Origin of the sequence: Pantoea sp. SM3, from assembly GCF_000963995.1 — a bacterium.
GTDB lineage: Bacteria > Pseudomonadota > Gammaproteobacteria > Enterobacterales > Enterobacteriaceae > Pantoea > Pantoea rwandensis_B.
In genome coordinates, this window is the sequence record NZ_JZRD01000019.1 from 20,645 (window position 1) to 41,048 (window position 20,404).

The 20,404-nt window shown below is 51.9% G+C and carries 17 protein-coding genes; 11 read left to right on the top strand and 6 right to left on the bottom strand.

From position 1 onward, the window contains the following. The first annotated feature begins 19 nt into the window (after positions 1 to 19). Positions 20 to 1,414, top strand: a complete 1,395-nt coding sequence (gabP, locus tag VI01_RS12380) for a GABA permease (RefSeq protein ID WP_045815360.1) — start codon at positions 20 to 22, stop codon at positions 1,412 to 1,414. A gap of 35 nt (positions 1,415 to 1,449) precedes the next feature. On the opposite strand, the gene VI01_RS12385 is transcribed toward gabP, so the two are convergent. After that, the gene (locus tag VI01_RS12385; RefSeq protein WP_045815361.1) at positions 1,450 to 1,776 is read right to left on the bottom strand and encodes a hypothetical protein; all 327 of its coding nucleotides are present in this window, start codon (positions 1,774 to 1,776) and stop codon (positions 1,450 to 1,452) included. 137 nt (positions 1,777 to 1,913) lie between these two features. Between VI01_RS12385 and VI01_RS12390 the strand changes: the two genes are divergently transcribed. After that, positions 1,914 to 3,251 (top strand): glycoside hydrolase family 10 protein, encoded by a 1,338-nt coding sequence (locus tag VI01_RS12390; protein ID WP_045815362.1) that lies wholly within the window; start codon positions 1,914 to 1,916, stop codon positions 3,249 to 3,251. A 94-nt stretch (positions 3,252 to 3,345) separates the two neighbouring features. Here the strand turns inward: VI01_RS12390 and VI01_RS12395 are convergent, their stop codons facing one another. Together VI01_RS12395 and VI01_RS12400 are read right to left on the bottom strand one after the other, a co-directional pair. After that, positions 3,346 to 5,202 carry a hypothetical protein gene (locus VI01_RS12395; RefSeq protein ID WP_045815363.1) on the bottom strand — a complete coding sequence of 619 codons (1,857 nt, stop codon included), beginning with the start codon at positions 5,200 to 5,202 and terminating at the stop codon, positions 3,346 to 3,348. Positions 5,203 to 5,545: 343 nt separating this feature from the next. After that, a complete protein-coding gene (locus tag VI01_RS12400) occupies positions 5,546 to 7,516 on the bottom strand; it encodes an autotransporter domain-containing esterase (protein WP_045815364.1) in 1,971 nt (656 codons plus the stop codon). A gap of 509 nt (positions 7,517 to 8,025) precedes the next feature. On the opposite strand from VI01_RS12400, the gene VI01_RS12405 reads away from it, so the two are divergent. Both VI01_RS12405 and VI01_RS12410 read left to right on the top strand, forming a co-directional pair. Continuing rightward, positions 8,026 to 9,339 carry an MFS transporter gene (locus VI01_RS12405; protein ID WP_045815470.1) on the top strand — a complete coding sequence of 438 codons (1,314 nt, stop codon included), beginning with the start codon at positions 8,026 to 8,028 and terminating at the stop codon, positions 9,337 to 9,339. Positions 9,340 to 9,583: 244 nt separating this feature from the next. Next, a complete protein-coding gene (locus tag VI01_RS12410; protein ID WP_045815365.1) occupies positions 9,584 to 10,870 on the top strand; it encodes a PAS domain-containing methyl-accepting chemotaxis protein in 1,287 nt (428 codons plus the stop codon). 103 nt (positions 10,871 to 10,973) lie between these two features. Here the strand turns inward: VI01_RS12410 and VI01_RS12415 are convergent, their stop codons facing one another. The 3 genes from VI01_RS12415 to VI01_RS12425 are packed head-to-tail and all read right to left on the bottom strand — an operon-like array spanning position 10,974 to position 13,727. Further along, the gene (locus VI01_RS12415) at positions 10,974 to 12,302 is read right to left on the bottom strand and encodes an FAD-binding oxidoreductase (RefSeq protein WP_045815366.1); all 1,329 of its coding nucleotides are present in this window, start codon (positions 12,300 to 12,302) and stop codon (positions 10,974 to 10,976) included. Positions 12,303 to 12,320: 18 nt separating this feature from the next. Next, entirely contained in the window at positions 12,321 to 12,926 is a 606-nt protein-coding gene (locus VI01_RS12420) for a helix-turn-helix domain-containing protein (protein ID WP_045815367.1), read from the bottom strand. A 51-nt stretch (positions 12,927 to 12,977) separates the two neighbouring features. After that, the gene (locus VI01_RS12425) at positions 12,978 to 13,727 is read right to left on the bottom strand and encodes a transporter substrate-binding domain-containing protein (RefSeq protein WP_045815368.1); all 750 of its coding nucleotides are present in this window, start codon (positions 13,725 to 13,727) and stop codon (positions 12,978 to 12,980) included. Positions 13,728 to 14,015: 288 nt separating this feature from the next. Here VI01_RS12425 and VI01_RS12430 point away from each other — a divergent pair, with 288 nt between their 5' ends. The 7 genes from VI01_RS12430 to VI01_RS12460 all read left to right on the top strand — a co-directional run bounded on the left by VI01_RS12430 (position 14,016) and on the right by VI01_RS12460 (position 20,400). Beyond that, the gene (locus VI01_RS12430) at positions 14,016 to 14,666 is read left to right on the top strand and encodes an amino acid ABC transporter permease (RefSeq protein ID WP_045815369.1); all 651 of its coding nucleotides are present in this window, start codon (positions 14,016 to 14,018) and stop codon (positions 14,664 to 14,666) included. A gap of 1 nt (position 14,667) precedes the next feature. Beyond that, complete coding sequence (locus VI01_RS12435; protein ID WP_045815370.1) at positions 14,668 to 15,435, top strand: amino acid ABC transporter ATP-binding protein; 768 nt, start codon at positions 14,668 to 14,670, stop codon at positions 15,433 to 15,435. A 291-nt stretch (positions 15,436 to 15,726) separates the two neighbouring features. Then, entirely contained in the window at positions 15,727 to 16,083 is a 357-nt protein-coding gene (locus tag VI01_RS12440) for a cupin domain-containing protein (RefSeq protein WP_045815471.1), read from the top strand. A gap of 212 nt (positions 16,084 to 16,295) precedes the next feature. Continuing rightward, entirely contained in the window at positions 16,296 to 17,006 is a 711-nt protein-coding gene (locus tag VI01_RS12445) for a FadR/GntR family transcriptional regulator (protein ID WP_045815371.1), read from the top strand. Then, entirely contained in the window at positions 16,993 to 18,159 is a 1,167-nt protein-coding gene (locus tag VI01_RS12450) for a PLP-dependent transferase (protein ID WP_045815372.1), read from the top strand. The genes VI01_RS12445 and VI01_RS12450 overlap by 14 nt, the downstream gene beginning before the upstream one ends. Positions 18,160 to 18,180: 21 nt before the next feature. Beyond that, positions 18,181 to 19,452, top strand: a complete 1,272-nt coding sequence (locus VI01_RS12455; protein WP_045815373.1) for a sugar ABC transporter substrate-binding protein — start codon at positions 18,181 to 18,183, stop codon at positions 19,450 to 19,452. Between the two features lie 21 nt (positions 19,453 to 19,473). Then, entirely contained in the window at positions 19,474 to 20,400 is a 927-nt protein-coding gene (locus tag VI01_RS12460; RefSeq protein WP_231638519.1) for a carbohydrate ABC transporter permease, read from the top strand. Positions 20,401 to 20,404: the final 4 nt, after the last annotated feature.

A 20,404-nucleotide genomic window follows, 5' to 3' on the forward strand; every position in this document is an offset into this window, starting at 1 on the left:
AGACAATCTGGAGAAAACAATGAGTTCACAGAATGCCGATGCGCTCGCGCAAGGCTTAAAGCCGCGTCATGTCCGCATGTTATCCATTGCCGGGGTGATTGGCGCCGGTCTGTTTGTCGGTTCCGGTCACGCCATCGCTGAAGCGGGGCCCGCCGTGTTACTGGCCTACATCGCAGCCGGTGCGCTAGTGGTGCTGATTATGCGCATGTTAGCGGAAATGGCCGTTGCCTCACCGGACTCCGGCTCTTTCTCCACCTATGCAGATAAATCACTGGGGCGCTGGGCTGGATTCACCATTGGCTGGCTCTACTGGTGGTTTTGGGTGTTGGTCATTCCGCTTGAGGCCAATGCTGCAGGCACGATATTACACAGTTGGTTCCCGCAGATTGCCGTGTGGGAATATACTCTGGCGATCACCACGTTCCTGACGGTCAGCAACCTGTTCAGCGTAAAAAATTACGGTGAGTTCGAATTCTGGTTTGCTCTGTTGAAAGTGGTCGCTATTGTCGCCTTCCTGATTGTCGGCAGTCTGGCTATCTTTGGCCTGATGCCGGGTAGCAGCACACAAGGCATTTCTCACCTCTATGACACGCACGGCTTTATGCCAAACGGAATCGGTGCCGTACTCGCCGCCATTCTGACCACCATGTTCTCCTTTATGGGAACAGAGATTGTCACCATCGCTGCAGCCGAATCACGTGAACCGAAAAAGCAGATTACGCAGGCCACCAACTCCGTCATCTGGCGTATTGCGTTGTTTTACCTGCTGTCGATATTCATCGTGATTGCACTGGTGCCGTGGAATACCCCATCGCTGATGAAAGCCGGTTCGTATCAAACGGCAATGGAGATGATGAATATTCCTTACGCACGTCAAATCGTCGATGTGGTGGTGTTGATCGCGGTGTGCAGCTGTCTTAACTCTGCGCTCTACACGGCTTCACGCATGCTGTATTCGCTTTCCCGTCGTCAGGATGCCCCTGCCGCTGCATCAAAAACCACACGCAGCGGTACCCCCTGGGTTGCAGTCATCGCCTCAACTGCCGCTGCATTTCTCGCGGTGATTGCCAATTATCTGGCACCCGCAGCGGTATTTGAGTTCCTGCTGGCCAGTTCAGGGGCGATTGCGTTGCTGGTTTATCTGGTGATAGCGGCTTCGCATCTGGTGTTGCGCAAAAAGCGCGAGGCGCGGGGTGAGACCTTAAGTTATCGCATGTGGCTGTTCCCAGGCTTAACCTGGGCGACCATGGTGTTTATCGTGGGTGTACTGATCTCAATGTTGTTTATGCCGGCGCATCGCTCAGAAATCATCGCCACCGGTTTACTCACCTTAGCGGTATTGATCACCAGCCGCATCGTGCATCGTAAACGCGCTTTGCGCGAGCGCGAGGCGTTAGTGGCAGTGCGTTCATAACGCCAGAGATTTCCGGGCAAGGATGCCCGGAAGCCTTACTCATATTGCACATCGATACTGATCGACTCTTCCGGCACGTTAATCACCACAACGCATTTATTCCACACCGGCTTGCCTTCGGTCATATCGTGCTCAACGAAGTAGTGTTGGAAATCTTTCAATGCTTCAGTTAAATCGCCAATCGCCTGTGCATCCGGTTCAAACCAGTCTGGCTCGCCGTTTTCATCCAGATAATCGAACTGGTATTCACCGCCCTCGTCATCGGCAAACAGTTCAGCTTTTACGATTAATTCGCGCGCACCTTGCGGTCCACAGCTGAAAACAATCATCGCGATGCGGCGGTAAAGGTCTTCATATGTCATGGCAGTGTATTCCTGTTTTTAGTGAGATCCGTGGGCAGCGTTCGTCATGGATGGCATAACAACGTTACCGAGGGCTCTTATTGACTTTAAAGCTGATGAGAAGAGAATGAGGCTCTTCGAACAGTAAATTGAAAAAAATGGAGTTTATCATAGCCTGTTCCGCGCGTTTTCCCCGTATGACTCCCGTGAAAAAAATGGCCACGCTATTGGCTGCACTGCTTTTAGCCAGCTGCAGTTCCGAGCCGCCTAAATCACTGGTCACCCCATTCCCGACAGTGACGCCGAAACCGCATCCTGTTCAGCCCGCTGTCAGCGCAGAACCGGTGCGAGGTGTGTGGCTCACCACGGTGTCGCGTCTTGACTGGCCCCCCATAGCCTCAGTGAATGCCAGCCCGGCAAATCGCATCACCCAGCAACAAAAGGCCCTGACCGATAAGCTGGATAAACTCAAAAGTCTTGGCATTAATACCGTCTTCTTCCAGGTGAAACCGGACGGCACGGCGCTGTGGCGCTCTAAAATTTTGCCCTGGTCAGATATGATGACCGGAAAGATTGGGGAAGATCCCGGTTACGATCCGCTACAGTTTATGCTGGATGAAGCGCACAAACGCGGTATCAAAGTGCATGCGTGGTTTAACCCTTATCGCGTTTCCACCAATGTGAAACCCTCGACGGTGGCAGAACTCAACAGCACACTTTCCCTGCATCCAGCCAGCGTTTTTGTGCTCCACCGAGACTGGATTCGCACCGCCGGTGACCGCTTTGTGTTAGATCCGGGTATTCCCGATGCCCGTGACTGGATCACCAGCATCGTGTCGGAGGTCGTTGCGCATTACGATATCGATGGCGTGCAGTTTGATGACTATTTCTACGCGGAATCGCCCGGCTCAACGCTGAATGACAGCGCGACATTTCGCCAGTATGGTCAGGGCTATGCCTCAAAAGCGGACTGGCGACGCCACAATACTCAACAGCTGATTGAGCAAGTCTCTCGCACCATTAAACAGCTAAAACCGCATGTCGAATTTGGTGTCAGCCCTGCCGGCGTTTGGCGCAACCTGTCACACGATCCTGCGGGATCAGACACGCGCGGCGCGGCGGCTTACGATGAAGCCTACGCGGATACTCGTAAATGGGTGCAGATGGGCCTGCTGGATTACATCGCGCCGCAGATTTACTGGCCATTTTCACGCCAGGCTGCACGTTACGATGTGCTCGCTAACTGGTGGGCCAACGTGGTGAAACCCACGCATACCAAGCTCTATATCGGTGTGGCGCTGTATAAAGTCGGCGAAACCTCCAAAATGGAACCAGACTGGACCATTAATGGCGGTGTACCGGAACTGAAAAAACAGCTCGACCTCAATGACTCTGTGCCACAAATTAACGGCACTATTCTGTTCCGCGAAAACTACCTTAATCAACCGCAAACACAGCAGGCGGTAAATTATTTACGCAGCCGTTGGGGAAGTTGATTTTTAAAGCAACTCACTTCCGACTATTTCGGTATATCTCATCCAACATGCTTTGATGAAAAATACGCCAGCAACGTCCGTTGCTGGCTTCTCTTCAGATATACGGCTCTGTTGCACTATTTAAAGGAATACTCCATTCGTTGCCATTCACCCGGACTTTCAAATAACGCCGGGTACGCCATTTTCCCGGTTCGTACTCTTCAGGCTGACCAGTGATAACCGTTCCATTTAACAGCAACTCCTTATCGTTGTTGTAGCCAAACCCCACCTTTTCATTGCCAATCCAGTGCTGTTCGAAAGCCACCACAGGGGCTGCATCAAACTTTTGCGCATCGGCTTCAGAACAGGCGGTATAGCTTTTACGGAAGATAAAACATAATCCCGCCTTGTACCGATCCTTGCCGTTCGTTTCCACCTGCGCGGTGGCAAAACCGGTGAATTGCGCCAATTTAACGTAAAGCTTAGTGCGAGTGGCACCACCTTCAATGTGCACTTTGGTCACCGGACATGAGCCTTCGCCATACCAGCTGCCAATGGTATTGGCACTATTGCGCGCCTGAAGGTAAATATTGGCCACACCTTCCGGGGTTCGTCCAGAGTGCTGAGTTTGCGTGGCGCTTTGCGATAATATTTGCGATGTCCCCACCACACGTACGTGAATCTGCGTGCCTTCATCGGAGAAATTAAATTCGCCAATATAGAACCATTTCTCTTTATCGCTGCGGTTATCCATGTGGTGTTGAGAGGTAATGTAATCGTAGTTTAGCGATCCCTGAATGATGGCACCCCAATCCGATATTTCCATCAGCCCGCGATCACCTTCCGCCAGCAGTGACCAGGGTTCAATACCTGTGGTGCTGTAATCAAACCCGGCGCTTTGATTATGAATACTTTTTTGAATGATCAACGCGCGACAATAACCTAATTTTAGCGGGTTAGTCGTCGACTCAATTGCCAGCCCCTCAATCACCCACTGGCCATTGGTTAAATCTCCGGCAAATTCTGAATGTTCAATCCAGCCGTTACGAATAAAAGATTGGGTGCAGCGCGGTAAATCCAAAACTGGCTTCAGGGTATTTTCTTGCAAATTGAAGTTGGATAATTCAATGGCCGTACTGTGGTCCCAGGCACCTGCTTCACGGTCAGACCAGCGCGCATACACAATGCTATCCTGACACCCTCTGGAATAAAACTGATCAATCTTACAATCCAGCGTATCAATAAGATCCAACGCTCGCCCGCCCAGATAGCGAAACTCCATACTGCTCACGCGTAGAAACTGCCCGCCGGTAATAATGTTGGCGTAAAAACCGACTTTATTAAATGCGGTACCGCCGTCTCCACCGCTATTGGAGCTCATGCCTTTCACCACAATCCCCGATATCTCGGCATAGCGCGCATTCACTTTAAAAAAATGGAGCCCTCTGGGCTGGGTATCCCAGTTAAATACCAACGTGGTCGTTGGGAAGTAGCCAAAGTTAACGTTGGCACCCGAGACTTTAAAACGGTTGATCTCTTTATCTGAGATGTCGAAAGTGGACATGCTAAACACCCCAGCCGTAAAGCGGATGCCGGCTGCGGGCAGCACGCGCTGCGACCAGGTATACATGCGTTTTACGGCTGCAATACAATCGGTCTTGCCATCGGCAATCGCACCAAAATCCAGCACGGTGACAGTGCTGTAGTCCTGTATGACACGCTTCCAGCGCTTTTTGCCGGCAGTGATAAAAACAATTCCGCCATCATCTTCACTGGTGCTATCAGTGGCGTCATAAACAAACACCCCCCCGCCCATTTTGCTGCCTTTGGTGTACTCCAGCACCGAAGCGATTTCCCCGGCGGATGTCGGTTCAGTAGCCCGTAATTCATCAATGGTTTTTAACTGCACAACGGTACCGGTTGAGGCGTTGACGGCATTTTGCGGTGAGGTGTTATTGGACGTATTTACCATGGTGGACCCCTTAAATATTAAGAGAAAATAACTGCTCCCATGGAGTATAAGTAGCTGATAGTTAATATGTTGATGCGGACCAGTGTAAATAGAGGCGTTTACTATCCCATTGATAGATGAGATGCAACAAGACCATGATTGCTGAAAGAAAGCGCAGCGGTATGGCGAAATTTTACAGAATAATCGTAGGAATATTATTACTTATCGCGGCCGCAAAAAATGACCACCTGACGTAAGATTTCGGTCGAATACCTTAAGCCGGTAACTGTTTCATTTTCTTATTTATGAAGGTTAAGTGAAGCTAAAACGGCGCCAGCAAGCCCCGACTTGCTGGCACATCATCCTAAAATGTGGCATTAACCCCGACGTTCCAGGTCACCTGATGGTAATCGCTGTTACTGGCGACGGTGGACACCCCAGCAAAGGCATTGACCGTATCGCCCAACGGCACATTGGCACCCACCGCCACGTCAAGCCAGTTCTTATCCCCGGCTTCCACCGTCCGTTCAAACGAGGTTTGGGTGGATTTCAAACCCGCGCGTACGGAGGCATCCGTGTCACCAAACTGATGGTTATAGCTCACCTGCGCCCAGGGATTGATCACCCACTCCCGGCTATCAATACGCCAGCCGACTGAACCGATCTGCGAATGAAGCGTTTGATCAGAGAAGCGCATCGAGGTACTGCTATTGCCATTTTCCTGATAGCCCCCAACACGACCATAATCCAGCGCATAGCTGGCTACCGGGCCCGTGGTGATATGTGCTCCCAGAGGTAAATCCCAGCCGGTTTGTACCCGCATGCCCATTAATTTACCGCTGCTGCTGCCTTGTTCAGTCCGAGTGGCTGGGCCGATGTTGATGTTGCGCTCGATACTATCGAAATCGAGATCGGCATAGTGGAGATCGGCGTTGATCCATCCTTGATCGAACAAAGTAAGCTGACTGTAGAGTGCCACCAGATTACCGCGCAGCTTATAGTCATAGTTCGAGGAAGGATTCATGCGCTGATTGCTGTTTGAGAACAGCAAACCGGTTTGCCAGTTATCGGTCAGCTGATAGCCGATCCCCAACGTGAGATTGGTGGTGTTTGCATCACCGTTGCTCCAGGCATCACCTTGATAATCGACGTGTTGCCCTGCGTAACCGCCAAACACCGTGAACTGACCCGCGCTGGCCGGTTGCTGTCGCTGCTGTTGCAAATGCCCATCCAGCGTATTGTGCATGTCTTGCGCCATCAGCGTCGTGGATTGCAACAGAGCCGCCACCTGCGCCGGGGCATCAAGAATTGACTGAATATAATCCGCCAGCATGGCGTGGACTGCCGGACTGGGATGCAAGCGATCGGCAAACAGATAATCTTGTGCGGTGCTAAAACCGGCATCAGAAGAGTGGCATTCATCTGCTGAGGTGCCTACCGGACAGGCAATACCGATGGTGTTGGTCAAACCATAACGTCCCGGGTTGGCGACCACCTCGCTAAACAGTCCAGCGATATCCACCCGGACGATATTGCCCTTCAACGCGGCCAGCTGGGCTTCTTCCTGCTGGTTGTAGCCATCGGACAAGGCTGTCACCTGAGTACTGAGTGTTTGCCAGGCGTCATAGAGTTGCTGAGCCAGCAATGCACGCGCTGCGGGGTCGCCCGAAATTTGTCCGGCGGCGACGGTGAAGGCATCTTTCACCGCCTGTTGACGGGCAGCAACATCCGTTGTTGCCGCGTTATCGAGCGACTGAAAAGCCGCGACCATGGCTGATGTTCCAAACGTTCGCAACACGAGTTGCACCATGTAGGGCGTCAGCCCCAATTGCGGAACGTTCGGCACGATAACCGCACCGGCCCCCGCATCCAGTAGTGTTTTGACCTGAGAAGCCGCAGAAATTGCACTGTTGCTGATGGTTTCACGTGCGGTCAGCGGATTGGTGACGGCGGCGGCAATGTCGTTCGCGCCGACCCAGTGAATATACAAGCCGTTGCTGTCAGCGCGTCCTCCCGTAGATTGCAGATAAGCCGCCAACTGATCCTGCGTATTCAAATCAGGATCCAGTGCAGGTACTGCCACAGCACCACCTTGTGCATAGTTGCTGCCACCCAACGTTGAAGGCTGCAGATTTTCGCCCAGGTGCGCAGCCAAAATTTCATCGTAGAGCGGGTGCTGCGCCCCGTCGGCGGTAAAACGCCCAATATTGCCACCGTCGCTCAGGCTATCGCCAAAGACGGTTAAGCTGTCCCACGCCTTAGCGTAGGGTGTTGCCATCAAAGTACTTAAGGTCGCTATCGCGACAAGGGAGAGTGCGGATTGACGTTTTATCATCATCTACTCCGTGATGAGCCAGACAGAAAAAGTCTGGCGATTCAAAGGTCAGTCTTGCGCAATAACATCGCAGCTACGCAAGCCAGCAAGGTCGCATCTAAGATGCAAAAGAAGCTAAAGAGATAACAAGGACGTTTAAGGTGTAGCCAGTTATGGAAGGTAATACCAGTTTGCGCACAGAAGATTACGGCAGGCATTTTTGGGATTTTAACCTCGCTCACAGTAATTCTCTGATTTAGCGAATCTTTTTTGATGGAGCGGCCAGGCGAGGTTTCGGCATAGAAGTATCAGGATTTGAAGCTTTAACCTTTCCTCTCATTTTGTGATCTATATTGTAGTACAATCCATTTTCACTGTACTACAATGATTCCGACATCATTATTTAATTCTGCGCCAGTTTTTAGTCATACCAACAATAAAAATAATCACTCCATCTTATTTACCTGCATGCCTGGCGGGCAGTATGGCTGCTGCCTGAAAAAGGCTAAACCGATGACGAGGTCGTTATGATGAGCAACGATTTATATACCTCTACCCTTAAACAATTGAACAGTAAAATTATCCCTTTTATCGTTATCTGTTATTTCGTTGCCAATCTCGATAAGACCAATATCTCTATCGCGGCACTTCAGATGAATGCCGATCTCGGTCTCACCACCAGCATGTATGGCCTGGGCGTCGGGATGTTTTATATCTCTTATATTATTTTCGAAATTCCCAGCAATGTGATCATGACCAAAGTGGGCGCGCGTCGCTGGATAGCGCGCATTATGATCACCTGGGGCATCGTCAGCACCGGCATGGCACTGGTGCACACCGCCAATCAACTCTATGTGATGCGTTTTTTATTAGGTATGGCCGAGGCGGGTTTTGCACCTGGTATTATTTATTACATTGCATGCTGGTTTCCCAAAAGCAATCGCGCTCGTGCCATGTCGTTTTTCTACATGGGTTCGGTCAGCGCATCCATTATTGGTTTGCCGGTCTCGGGTGCGATATTAAACATGCATGGAATCGCAGATATTGCGGGTTGGCGTTGGTTGTTTGCTTTGGAAGGCATCCCCGCGCTGATTCTCGGTTGCCTGGTATTATGGCGCCTGCCCGACTCGCCTGAGCAGGCTCCGTGGTTAAACTCGCAACAAAAATCCTGGCTGCGTGACCGTCTGCAGCAAGACAATGCTGACGTGGCGATCGGAAAGAATCATTCCTGGTTAAGTGCGCTGAAAGATAAAACGGTACTGCTGCTAAGCCTGGTGTGGTTTCTGCAGGCATTTGGATCCATTGGCATCACCCTGTTTATGCCGCTGATTATCAAAAGCATGGCGGCAGAACAGAGCGATTTCGTTATCAGCCTGCTCTCGGCGGTACCTTTCATCATGGCGTGCTTATTTATGTATCTGAACGGCCGTCATTCCGACAGAACACGCGAGCGCAGTTGGCATTTAGGCTTGCCATTGATTCTTTCTGGGCTGGCATTGGCCACAGCGATTTTTACGACAAATCTCTGGATGGCCTATCTGCTGCTGGTACTGACTGTGGGTTTCAACTTTGCGCTGACGCCGATTTTCTGGGCGGTCACGACCGAAAAACTCGCGGGCGTGGCGGCCGCCGCCTCTATCGCCTTTATTAATACGGTCGCCAACTTTGTCGGTTTGGGATTGCCACCCGTATTGGGAAAACTCAAGGATATGACCCATAGCTATCATTCAGGTTTACTGGTGGTGGCGCTGGCCCTGATCGCGGGGGGTGTGATTGGCATTATCGTCTCGCGACCACCAAATGATCGGTTGAAAACCCTTGCTTATCCGCAGCCTGGCAAGTGAAACGCTTTTTCATGCATTTTAATTAAATGTTCTGGAAACCGCGCCGATAATTAAGCTACCTTTATCAAAGCGGACCGTAACCGGTCCGTTTACCACAACATCAGGCAACTAAAACTCAATACACCCAGCCTGCGTACGCGCAGAGAAGCACATCGCAAGAAAAGTGTTCAGCTGAGGAAATTCAGCGGAGCGGCAAAAGCTGCACGCATTATGTTCAATGACATAATATCGCCTGAGGTCACACATGTTTGGGGTGAAGAAATCCAGCCTTTCTCTGCCATTTTATAAAAGTGGCGATGTACTCAAAGATATCAATGCAATCAAACAACATGTGGCATGGATTGAGTTTTCGCCCAGCGGTGAAATCCTCAGCGCCAACCCGCAATTTCTTGAGGTAACCGGCTACAACCTGCATGAGATTCAGGGACAACATCATCGCATTTTCTGCAGCCCGGCTTACAGTCAGTCATCGGAGTACTTTGCTTTTTGGCAGACGCTGGCCTCAGGTGACTCCGTCACCGGCATCTTTGAGCGCTTTAATAAACAACGCCAACGTTTCTACCTGAGCGCAACGTACTTCCCGGTGAGCGATGACAAGGGCAAAGTCTATAAGGTGATTAAAGTCGCCAGTGATATCACTGCCCGCCATGAAGAACTCGAGCATAAAGAGGCGGTGATCACCGCACTCGACCGCTCCATGGCCGTCATTGAATTCACCCCCGATGGCCATATTCTGACAGCCAACGCGAACTTCCTGACACACATGGGTTACGAGCTGAAAACGATTGTCGGTCAGCATCATCGCTTGTTCTGTTTCGATAACTTTTACCGTGAGAATCCCGAGTTCTGGCGCAAAATCGCTAAGGGACAACACTTTGTCGGGCGCTTTGAGCGGAAGACCGCCGCAGGCGAACGTATCTGGCTGGAGGCGAGCTACAATCCGGTGTTTGATGCCGACGGCAAAGTGTACAAGGTGATCAAAATTGCGTCCGATATCACCACGCGGGTTGAAGCGGCAAAACGGGTCGCTGATATTGCCCTCACCACCTCAGAACAAACTTCGCAAATAACCGATAACGCCAACGAAGTGCTGGATGAAACCATCCGCAACTCCGGTCTGGTGGCAGTGCAAGTCAATGCCGCAACCGATATTGGCACACAGTTAAATGCCTCGGCCAAAAGCATCAACGAAGTGGTGGAAACCATCAATCTGATTGCCTCACAAACCAATATCCTGGCGTTAAATGCCGCGATTGAAGCCGCGCGCGCGGGTGAAGCGGGTCGTGGATTTAGTGTGGTAGCGGATGAAGTGCGGCGTCTGGCGGCGTCCACCTCCAGCGCAACCAAAAAGATTACTCAGGTCGTGGAGCACAACGCCATGCTGATTCAGCAAATGGAGCAGCAGTTAAGCGAAGTGAAACAGTTCGTGGTGACTGAGCAAGATAAAATCAGCGTGCTATCGCGCAGCCTGCGTGAAATAAACAGTGGTGTGCATGAGTTTGTGAATGTCATTCATCGACTGGATGTTTAGGTGATTACCCATTAGCGATGACCAGGCGGCCTGAAGGCCGCCTTTCACTTTTAACCGCGCATGGCATCACCGATGCCGCGATCGATCAGTATCTGTCAGGCTTTTACATCATCTGCGGTTCGCGAATCGCATTGCCTTTGGCAAAGCGCGCCAGACTATAAGGTTCAGCATCCGTAAACAGCGGTTGGTTATTCACCATCTGCGCGCACAATAAGCCCGCTCCAGGACCGATGCCGAAACCATGACCACTGAAGCCAGAGGCAATAAACAGGCCCGGTACTGTATCCATCTCATCAATCACGGGCACCAGATCTGGCGTGGTGTCGATCCAGCCACCCCACGCATGATCGACCTTGATCCCGGCAAGTTCCGGGTAAAACTGAACCAGCAGTTGCATCGCTTCCTGCACAATCGAGGGATCGCCGGCGGGATCGAGTACACGGATCTTTTCAAAGGGCGATAAGCTCTGATTTGACCAGGAGCCAGCGGCTTCCGGACCATTAAAGAAAGAACCGTTGATACGCACTTTGAGTTTTTTGGCAATTTTGCTGCGATACATCGGATAAAATTTGGTGGCATAGCGGATATTTTGCGGCGCAAGATCGATCTGCCCACGTCCGGAGAGTGCCACGGTGTAACTGCCATCCTGACGACGGCGAATGCATAATCCGCCGATACTCAGACACCCTTTAATCACTTCCGGCGCCACCGTGGTTTTAAACGCTGTACCCAAAATATTGGCGCTCGGCAGTTCAACACCGTACTGTTTGCAGAAACGTGAACTCCAGGCACCACCACAGCAGATCACCCGGTTCGCTTTCACTAAGCCGCGCTCGGTCCAGACACCGGTGACGCGCCCGCCACTGATGTCCAATCCACGCACCGCGCATTGTTGATGCACCGAAGCACCCAGATTCTTCGCGCCCGTGGCGATGGCCGGAGCGGCCATGGAGGGTTCAGCACGCGCATCGCTCGGTGACCACACGCCGCCCACCCATTGGGCCTGTTCACCAATGCGCTCGCGCGTCTCTTTGCCCGTCAATAAATGGCTGACAAAGCCGATTTGTTTCGCCTGCTTGCCCCAGGCTTCCCAGCGCGCCACATCTGCTTCACTCAGGGTGCCGTAGGTGATTCCCTGGCGGCTAAAGCCAAGATCGAGTCCGATTTCACCGCTCAACGCTTCCCAACGCTGCAAACTGCGTATCGCCATCGGCAGCTCATACAGATCGCGATTCTGCTGGCGGACCCAGCCCCAGTTGCGTCCCGACTGCTCACCGCCAATCACGCCTTTTTCAAACAGCGCCACGGAAACGCCCTGCTTTGCCAGTTCATAACTGACGGAAGTGCCGATAATCCCGCCGCCGATGACGATGACATCCACCGCGCTGGGGAAAGTTTCACTGTCTGCTACGGTATTCACGTTGATGCGCATAATGTTCAATCCTGACCTTTATAAATGTTGCTCAGAGGAAATATGCATGATCCACAACACAGTGGCGTCACTGGACGTCCGGTTAAAAATGTTGTGCGGTAGATGGCTCTGGAATTGAAAACTGTCACCGGGTGTCAAAAGCACGGTGTCACCGTCAATCTCCAGCGTGAGTTCACCCGCCATCACTAAGCCTGCTTTTTCCCCCTTCCCCATTAACATTTCAGCGGACTGCACGCCTGCCGGGATATTGATGAACATGAACTGCAAATCATGGTCGCCCGAGGGGGAAAGCATCTGTTTTGAAATTCCCTGTTTACCCACGTTAAAGTGCGGGCGTTCCGCGGCGCGCCGGACATAATGCTCAGCACCATGAGTGTGAGCTTCGGTCTCTTCCAGAAAGGCTGAAAGAGGGACTTTTAAGACCAGACGCAGTTGTTCCAGCACACGCACCGTCGGATTCGTCAGATTGCGTTCGATCTGACTGATCGCGCCAGCGGAAACATTCGCCAGCAGCGCCAGCTCAGTGATGGTCATATTCCGCGCCTTGCGCACACGTTTGACGCGGGAGCCGATATCCGCTTCCTGAGCGCCGAATTCCCCTTTCATGCTCGATTCTTTTTTCATCTGCTGAATTCCATTCGCATCCATGTCAGCTGAGCTTAAGGGTGTCATCAATCAGGGCATGCCCCATTTGGTTTTAATCGTCTGCAACGTGCCATCCTCTTTCATGCTGGTTAATGCGCTATTGATCTGCGCCATTAACGCATCGTTGCCTTTCTTCACGCCAAACGCCATTGGGGAAACATGCTCCGGTTTATAGCCGTCCACGACATGCATGCCTTTTAGTCCACCCGCTTTTTCCTGCGCTTTTAATATCGGATAGTCATTTAATCCGGCCGCCACGCGACCAAGTGACAAATCTCGCGTCATATCCGCAGGGCTGTCGTAGACCTTCACTTCTTTCGCAATGCCGCTGGCCATCAGGCTTTGGGTATAATCGGTGCCGGCCATGGTGCCCACTACTTCACCCTTAAGATCCTGCCAGGAGTTATAGGCTTTTTTATTGTCATCCCGCACGATCAATCCCGCGCCAAAAGCCGTTACCGGTTGTGAGAACGTAATGCGTTTTGCGCGCTCTTCAGTCGGCGTCATTCCCGCCACTATCATGTCAATCTTTCCGGCGATAACAGATTGTATCAGCGTGGAAAAAGGGATTGCGCTGTATTGGATGTCCAAATGCTCACGTTTAGCCACTTCTGCGGCCACATCCGGCATAAAACCCTCAATCTTGCCCGTTTGGGTATTGAGGAAGGTAGTGGGTGCACTCGATGGCGGTGAACCCGCGGTTAACATCGCTGCACTGGCATTGAAACTCAACGCAGCCGTAAGGCCGAGGATCATCAACGGGGAACGAATAGCAGACATGACTCACTCCTGGGTGCAATGAAAGGGATAACGCTCTTTTTCACTATAATGAAAATTGCACACCTGCTGTCAACGATTTATTTAATGAAAATGCGCCAACTCACAAATTAACAATAAAGCCTTTGATTTCACTAAATATCACACCTATAGCTTGTTCGTATGAGCGTAATAAGTAAATGCTATCTCTGTCATGAGAGTAAAGATTGACAGCAATTTGCTATCAACGATATTCATTATAATGAATTTATCGCCTGATTTTAGGGTGACACTACAAGCCAGGAGAACAAAATGGACTGGAGCAGCATCCACCAGTATCTGCCCTTTTTATTGAAAGGGGCTGAAATGACGATCTATATCACCCTTTTGTCTCTGATCATCAGTACGCCATTGGGGTTGATTTTTGCCGCAGCCAAAATGTGTCCGTGGAAAATCATTTCATGGCCGATCGCCACCATCATTAACATCACGCGTGGTCTGCCGATGATTGTGGTGTTGTTTTATATCTACTTTGTCTTCCCGGATATTGGCATCACCCTTACTTCGTTTCAGGCCAGTGTGATTGGTATCGCCTTTTGCTTTTCCACTTATATCGCTGAAATATTTCGGTCCGGCATTGAATCGGTTGATCGCGGGCAGCTTGAAGCCGCGCGATCAATGGGTATGAGTTATGGCAAAGCCATGCGCCGCGTGGTGCTGCCTCAGGCTTTCCATGTTGCCTTACCTCCGTTCAGCAATACGCTCGTAATGATGCTCAAGGACTCTGCGCTGGCTTCGACCATTGCGGTGACGGAAATGACACGTCAGGGTCAACTGATTGCCGCCTCGACATTTGATAACACCACGGTGTATACGCTGGTGGCGCTGTTATATCTGGTGCTTTGCCTGCCGCTGCTGGCACTCACCAAAAAGCTGGAAAAACGTCAAATTAAAGGGGCTTGAGATGATTGAAATTCATGAAGTACACAAAAAATTCGGCCCCATTGAGGTGCTGAAAGGCGTGAGTTTCAAGGTCAGCGAAGGCGAAGTGGTTTGCCTGATTGGCCCTTCGGGTTCAGGTAAATCAACCATTCTGCGTTGCATCAACGGCCTTGAAACTTATGAAGGCGGCGACATTACCGTGCTCGGCCAGCGCGTCAACAATAAGCATAAGAGCATTAACGATCTGCGGCGTCAGATTGGCATGGTGTTTCAGCGTTTCAACCTCTTCCCGCATCGCAGCGTGCTGGAAAACGTGATGGAGGGTCCGATTCACGTCAACGGTGAATCCCGCAACGTAGCGGAAAAGCGCGCCAAAAACTTACTGGCAATGGTGGGGCTGGCTGAGAAAATCAACGCATGGCCAGCCCAGTTATCCGGCGGACAGCAACAGCGCGTGGCGATTGCCCGCACGCTGGCCCTACAGCCCAAAGCGATTTTATTTGATGAGCCCACCTCCGCACTTGATCCCGAATTAGTGGGTGAAGTGCTGCAGGTCATGCGCAATCTCGCCCGTGAAGGGATGACCATGATCGTGGTCACCCATGAGATGCAGTTCGCTCGTGAAGTGGCCGATCGCGTCTGCTTCCTGCACAGCGGACAGATTGTAGAACAAGGTCCAGCTGACAACCTCCTGTTGCGGCCGCAAGAAGCGCGCACGCAAGATTTCCTGCGTCGTGTCTTAGGCAATACCGTGGCGCAGCCCTGTTCATGCTGCCAAACGCTGAGTTGAGCGATAATGCCCTTATTTATGCAAGGTGCAGTCAGGCGTTCTGCAGGAACCGACTCAGGTGAGTGACCGTGGCAGAATGTGCACCGCCCACTCACCAGCAGCGTGAAGTATGCCGGTCATCCAAAAGTTTCTGCCAAAGCCGTGCGAATAATCATTCAAATATGTTATTTGCACGGCAATAAGTCCCCTCAGGTTTTACTGCAATCCCTTAATCTGAATTGAGTTTATTCCCCAATGCACTTTGCCGTTGTGGTGAGTGCTATTTGTCACTACTTACAGGAAAAACAACTGATGAAAGTGCAAAAAATTGAACAGCCAGCCTTAATTGAAACAATGGAACCCTGGGGCAGCGTGGAAGGCTTACCGGGCAGCGGCACTATTGCGCTTTCCGGTATCCAGAAAGTGATTCCCGGTAAAGAAGATATCGATACCGGTATATTTGAATGTGCAGCAGGTTCCTATCGTCGCTCAGTTAAACAGGCTGAAATTATGCATTTTCTTAACGGCACAGGTTCATTTACCCCTGATGGCGAAGCAACCCTGAATTTTAAACCGGGTGATTCCTTTTTCTTCGAAGCCAATACTGAAGGGACCTGGGTCATTGAAAACACGATGCGCAAACTGTATGTCATTTTTGATGCCAGCTAATTGGCTTCTGCTTATTAAGAGGGCGCGTTAATTCGCGCCTTTTTTATATCCTTGCTGTGACATTCCGGTGCATATTGTTTCTCCTTGCACCAGCAAAACTCAGATCTCCTGCTTATTACTGCCCAGAAACGTCAATTAAATCAGGCATAAAAATAATGGCACGCGCCTTGCTATGCAATTGGTAGAGATGTTGGACCAATTAAGGCAGCGCTATGCAATCCCCTTTTGAGCTTCAACCGATAACGACACCGCGCAGTGACACGCTGATTCTTGATGCACTCACGCGTTTTATGGCGCAATCCGGCGCGCAACCGGGGAGTCGCTTACCGCCTGAACGCGAGCTGGCGGAGAAACTCGGAGTGAGCCGCAACACCGTGCGTGAGGCGTTAAAACGCTGGGAGGCACTGGGCATCATTTTGCGAAAGAAAGGCAGCGGCACGTTTTTGCAGGCAGATGTCGGCATCAACGACAGCTTCCTCTCGCTGCGATTCAAAAACGACTCCGCCAATATGCTGCACGCACTGGAGGTCCGTCGCATTATCGAATCCGAATCCTGTGTGCTCGCTGCACAGCGTGCAAGCGCCGAAGACCTGCTGGAAATCGAACAGCGATTGATAGAAATGGAGCGCGTGCATCTGGCGGTCGGCTCGGCCGGTGCCGAAGACTGGGCGTTTCACACCAGCATTTACCGCGCTTCAGGCAACCCTCTTCTGCTGCAAATGCTGAACGGCATTTACGACAGCATGCACGCCTTTTTTGAATCACCACCGGAGCAGGCACTGTTTGCCGACTCCTTCCCGTTACACCGCGATCTCTTCAATGCCATTTCTCGGCGTGATGGCGAAGCCGCGCGCGCCATTTGCCATCAGATTCTCGATATCACTGAACGCGACATGAAGGATGTCATCAATGCCAAACGATAAACCGTTCTCGCAACAAACGCTTTTGTCTCATGATTTACGCTATGAAAAAGGCGCGGTCACTCCGCCAATCTACCAATCATCGCTGTTTACCTTCAGTGATTACGACAGCATGATTGCCCGCTTCCGCGGCGAAAGCGATCAACCACTCTATTCACGCGTCGATAATCCCACGGTTCGGGCACTGCAGGAAAAAGTGGCCGCACTGGAAGGGGGCGAGGCTTGCCTGGCGTTTGGCAGCGGTATGGCCGCCATCAGCAATGCCATCCTCAGCGTACTGCAACCCGGCGCAAAAGTGGTGTGCGTCAATCACGTCTATCCCGATACTTATCGCTTCCTGCGCGGCTTCTGCCAGCGTTTCGGTATCACCACCGAGTTCGTCGATGGTGATGATGAAGCCGCGATTCGCGCTGCACTGCCGGGCGCCAGCCTGCTCTATCTGGAAAGTCCGGTGAGTTGGGTGATGAGCGAGTTAGATCTGAATAAATTGGCCACGCTGGCACGGGATGCCGGCGCAGTGACGATTATCGATAACAGCTGGGCGTCACCGATTTTCCAACAGCCTTTGCTGTGCGGCATCGATATCGTGGTGCATTCGGCATCGAAATACATCAGCGGACACAGTGATGTCGTGGCCGGTCTGGTGATTGCCAGTCAGCAACACATTGGCAATATCGCACGCCACATCAGCCCCTTCCTCGGCGGCAAACTGTCGGCGCATGAAGCGTCACTGCTGATGCGCGGCCTGCGCACGCTGCCGCTGCGCATGAAACAACATCACCAAAGCGGCATGGAACTGGCGCAAAAGTTGAGTGCCCATCCACAGATTACGGCAGTGTGCCATCCCGGTTTGTCCCCCAAACCCTGGTCATCGCTGCGCGGTTACAGTGGCCTGTTTGCGTTTGAAGTGACCGAACACATCGATATCCCCGCCTTCTGCAACGCCTTGCACTATTTCCATATGGGTGTGAGTTGGGGCGGTTTTGAGAGCCTGGTGATGCCTGCCATTTCGGTCATCAATCAAGCCAGCGAATTTAACTCGGCCGTTGATTTCGGCGTTTCGCCACGTCTGATCCGCATCTCAATCGGGCTGGAAGAAACCGAAGATCTTTGGAACGACCTGCAACAGGCGCTTGCCACCGCAACCCGCGCATAATCACTCCCAGGAGAAGCTGCAATGACGACTCGTTTTGCTATTAACGCACTGGTTTTAGCCATTGGATTGGGTTCAGCACTCAGCAGTATGGCGGCAAAATTAACCGTGGTGGAAGTGATTACCAGCCCGCCCCGCACTGAACTGCTGCAGAAGATGCTGACCGAATACAAAACCCAGCATCCCGGCACGGAAATTGAGTTGATCTCGCTGCCGTGGGGTCAGGCGTTTGAGAAATTAGGCACCATGTTGCAAAGCGGACAAGTGCCCGATGTCGTGGAAATGCCGGACACCTGGCAAGGGCTATATGCCAGCAACAACATGCTGGAAGATTTAGAACCGCTCCTGAAGAACTGGGATGGCACCGCCCAATTAACGGATAAAACGCTGGCGATGGCGCGTGCCGCCAATGGCAAAGCGACGATGATCCCTTACGGCTTCTACCTGCGCGCCCTGTTCTGGAATAAGAAACTGTTTCAGCAGGCCGGATTGAGCGAGCCACCCAAAACCATGGATGAGTTTGCCAGTGATGCTAAACGCATCAGCCAGTTGGGCAACGGCATCAGCGGTTATTGTATGCGCGGCGGCGTCGGCGGCACCAATGCCTGGATGATGTTTATGGCGGCGATGAACGGCTCAGCGGAATTCTTTGATAAATCCGGCAACAGCACTCTTACTCAGCCTGGCGCGATCAAAGGGGCGCAATTGCTGGTCGACATGTACAAACAAGGCGGCGCGCCTAAAGACAGTGTGAACTGGGGCTTTAATGAAATCGTCTCCGGTTTCTACTCCGGTAAATGCGCCATGCTCGATCAGGATCCCGATGCACTCATTGCGATTAAAAACAGCATGGCCGCCGATGATTTCGCCGTTGCGCCGATGCCTGTCGGACCATCAGGTAAAGCCTTCCCCACCATTGGCTATACCGGCTGGGCGATGTTCAAACAGGGTAAACAAAAAGATCTCGCCTGGCCGCTGATCACCTTCCTGAGCAATAAGACCAACAACCTCGCATGGGCAAAATTTGTCGGCACCCTGCCAATTTATAAGGGTGCCGAGCAGGATCCTTTCTATCAAACCCCGCAGTTTGCCGGCTGGTTTAAAGAGTTGAACGATCCGAACTACGTGCCATTAACCATGCCCACACATTTAAAAGGTTGGGGTTACTTCAACTCAGTGATTGTAAAAGAGAGCAGCCAGGAGACGTTGCTAGAAGAAAACGATACCGAAGACATGGTGAAGGACTGGGCTAAGTATCTGACGAAAGAACAGAAAAGCTGGCTCGCCACGCAGTAATCACCGATCGCGCGGAGAACAATGATGATGCTAGAGACTTCACTTGATGCCCGCTCACCGCGCCCGCGCTACACGCGCTGGCTGCGGTTGGCTGAGCCGTGGTTTTATCTTTCACCGGGACTGCTGCTGATCGCCTTGTTTATTTTTGTGCCAATGGCGATCGGCATTTCCTACGCGTTTCAGAGCATGAACCTGCTCAATCCGATGGATAGCGGTTGGATTGGCTGGGATAACTTTGCCGAGATGTTTGACGATCGGCGCTTTTTTAAAGCGCTCGGTCACACGCTGAACTGGACGCTCAGCTCACTGCTGTTGCAGTTTTTCTTCGGTTTGGCGTTGGCGCTGCTGCTTAACCGCGAGTTTCGATTTCGTCGCTGGGTGCAGGCGCTGGTCTTTCTGCCCTGGGCGGTGCCCGCCTTTCTTTCCGGCCTGACCTGGTCCTGGCTGCTTAACCCGGTGGTCGGCCCGTTGCCACAGTGGCTCAGCGACCTCGGATTACTGAGCGAGCCTTACAATATCTTGTCCGATCCTCAGCTTGCCATGTGGGGGCCCATCATTGCCAACGTCTGGTTTGGCATCCCGTTTTTTGCCATTACCTTGCTGGCCGCTCTGCAATCCATCCCGAAAGATCTGTATGAAGCGGCTTCGATTGACGGTGCCAGCGGCTGGCAACAATTCTGTCGCGTTACGCTGCCCTTCCTGGCACCGATGATCGCCATTACCGTCATGCTGCGTACCATCTGGATTGCCAACTTCGCCGACCTGATCGTGGTAATGACCGACGGTGGCCCCGCCGGATCCACCTCGATTTTATCCAGCTACATCTTCACCACCGCCTATCGCAAACTCGATTTTGGCTATGCCTCGGCAATGGCGGTGTTTCTGTTACTGCTGATGACCTGCTACGCGCTGGTTCTGCTGCGCATTCGTCATCGACTGTTGAAATAAGGAG

Coding starts and splice junctions, on each gene's coding strand:
- VI01_RS12390 (WP_045815362.1), top strand. CDS start 1,914: ATGGAGTTTATCATAGCCTGTTCCGCGCGTTTTCCCCGTATGACTCCC.
- VI01_RS12425 (WP_045815368.1), bottom strand. CDS start 13,727: ATGTCTGCTATTCGTTCCCCGTTGATGATCCTCGGCCTTACGGCTGCG.
- VI01_RS12455 (WP_045815373.1), top strand. CDS start 18,181: ATGACGACTCGTTTTGCTATTAACGCACTGGTTTTAGCCATTGGATTG.
- VI01_RS12415 (WP_045815366.1), bottom strand. CDS start 12,302: ATGCGCATCAACGTGAATACCGTAGCAGACAGTGAAACTTTCCCCAGC.
- VI01_RS12385 (WP_045815361.1), bottom strand. CDS start 1,776: ATGACATATGAAGACCTTTACCGCCGCATCGCGATGATTGTTTTCAGC.
- VI01_RS12430 (WP_045815369.1), top strand. CDS start 14,016: ATGGACTGGAGCAGCATCCACCAGTATCTGCCCTTTTTATTGAAAGGG.
- gabP (WP_045815360.1), top strand. CDS start 20: ATGAGTTCACAGAATGCCGATGCGCTCGCGCAAGGCTTAAAGCCGCGT.
- VI01_RS12395 (WP_045815363.1), bottom strand. CDS start 5,202: ATGGTAAATACGTCCAATAACACCTCACCGCAAAATGCCGTCAACGCC.
- VI01_RS12435 (WP_045815370.1), top strand. CDS start 14,668: ATGATTGAAATTCATGAAGTACACAAAAAATTCGGCCCCATTGAGGTG.
- VI01_RS12445 (WP_045815371.1), top strand. CDS start 16,296: ATGCAATCCCCTTTTGAGCTTCAACCGATAACGACACCGCGCAGTGAC.
- VI01_RS12410 (WP_045815365.1), top strand. CDS start 9,584: ATGTTTGGGGTGAAGAAATCCAGCCTTTCTCTGCCATTTTATAAAAGT.
- VI01_RS12420 (WP_045815367.1), bottom strand. CDS start 12,926: ATGAAAAAAGAATCGAGCATGAAAGGGGAATTCGGCGCTCAGGAAGCG.
- VI01_RS12450 (WP_045815372.1), top strand. CDS start 16,993: ATGCCAAACGATAAACCGTTCTCGCAACAAACGCTTTTGTCTCATGAT.
- VI01_RS12400 (WP_045815364.1), bottom strand. CDS start 7,516: ATGATAAAACGTCAATCCGCACTCTCCCTTGTCGCGATAGCGACCTTA.
- VI01_RS12405 (WP_045815470.1), top strand. CDS start 8,026: ATGAGCAACGATTTATATACCTCTACCCTTAAACAATTGAACAGTAAA.
- VI01_RS12460 (WP_231638519.1), top strand. CDS start 19,474: ATGATGATGCTAGAGACTTCACTTGATGCCCGCTCACCGCGCCCGCGC.
- VI01_RS12440 (WP_045815471.1), top strand. CDS start 15,727: ATGAAAGTGCAAAAAATTGAACAGCCAGCCTTAATTGAAACAATGGAA.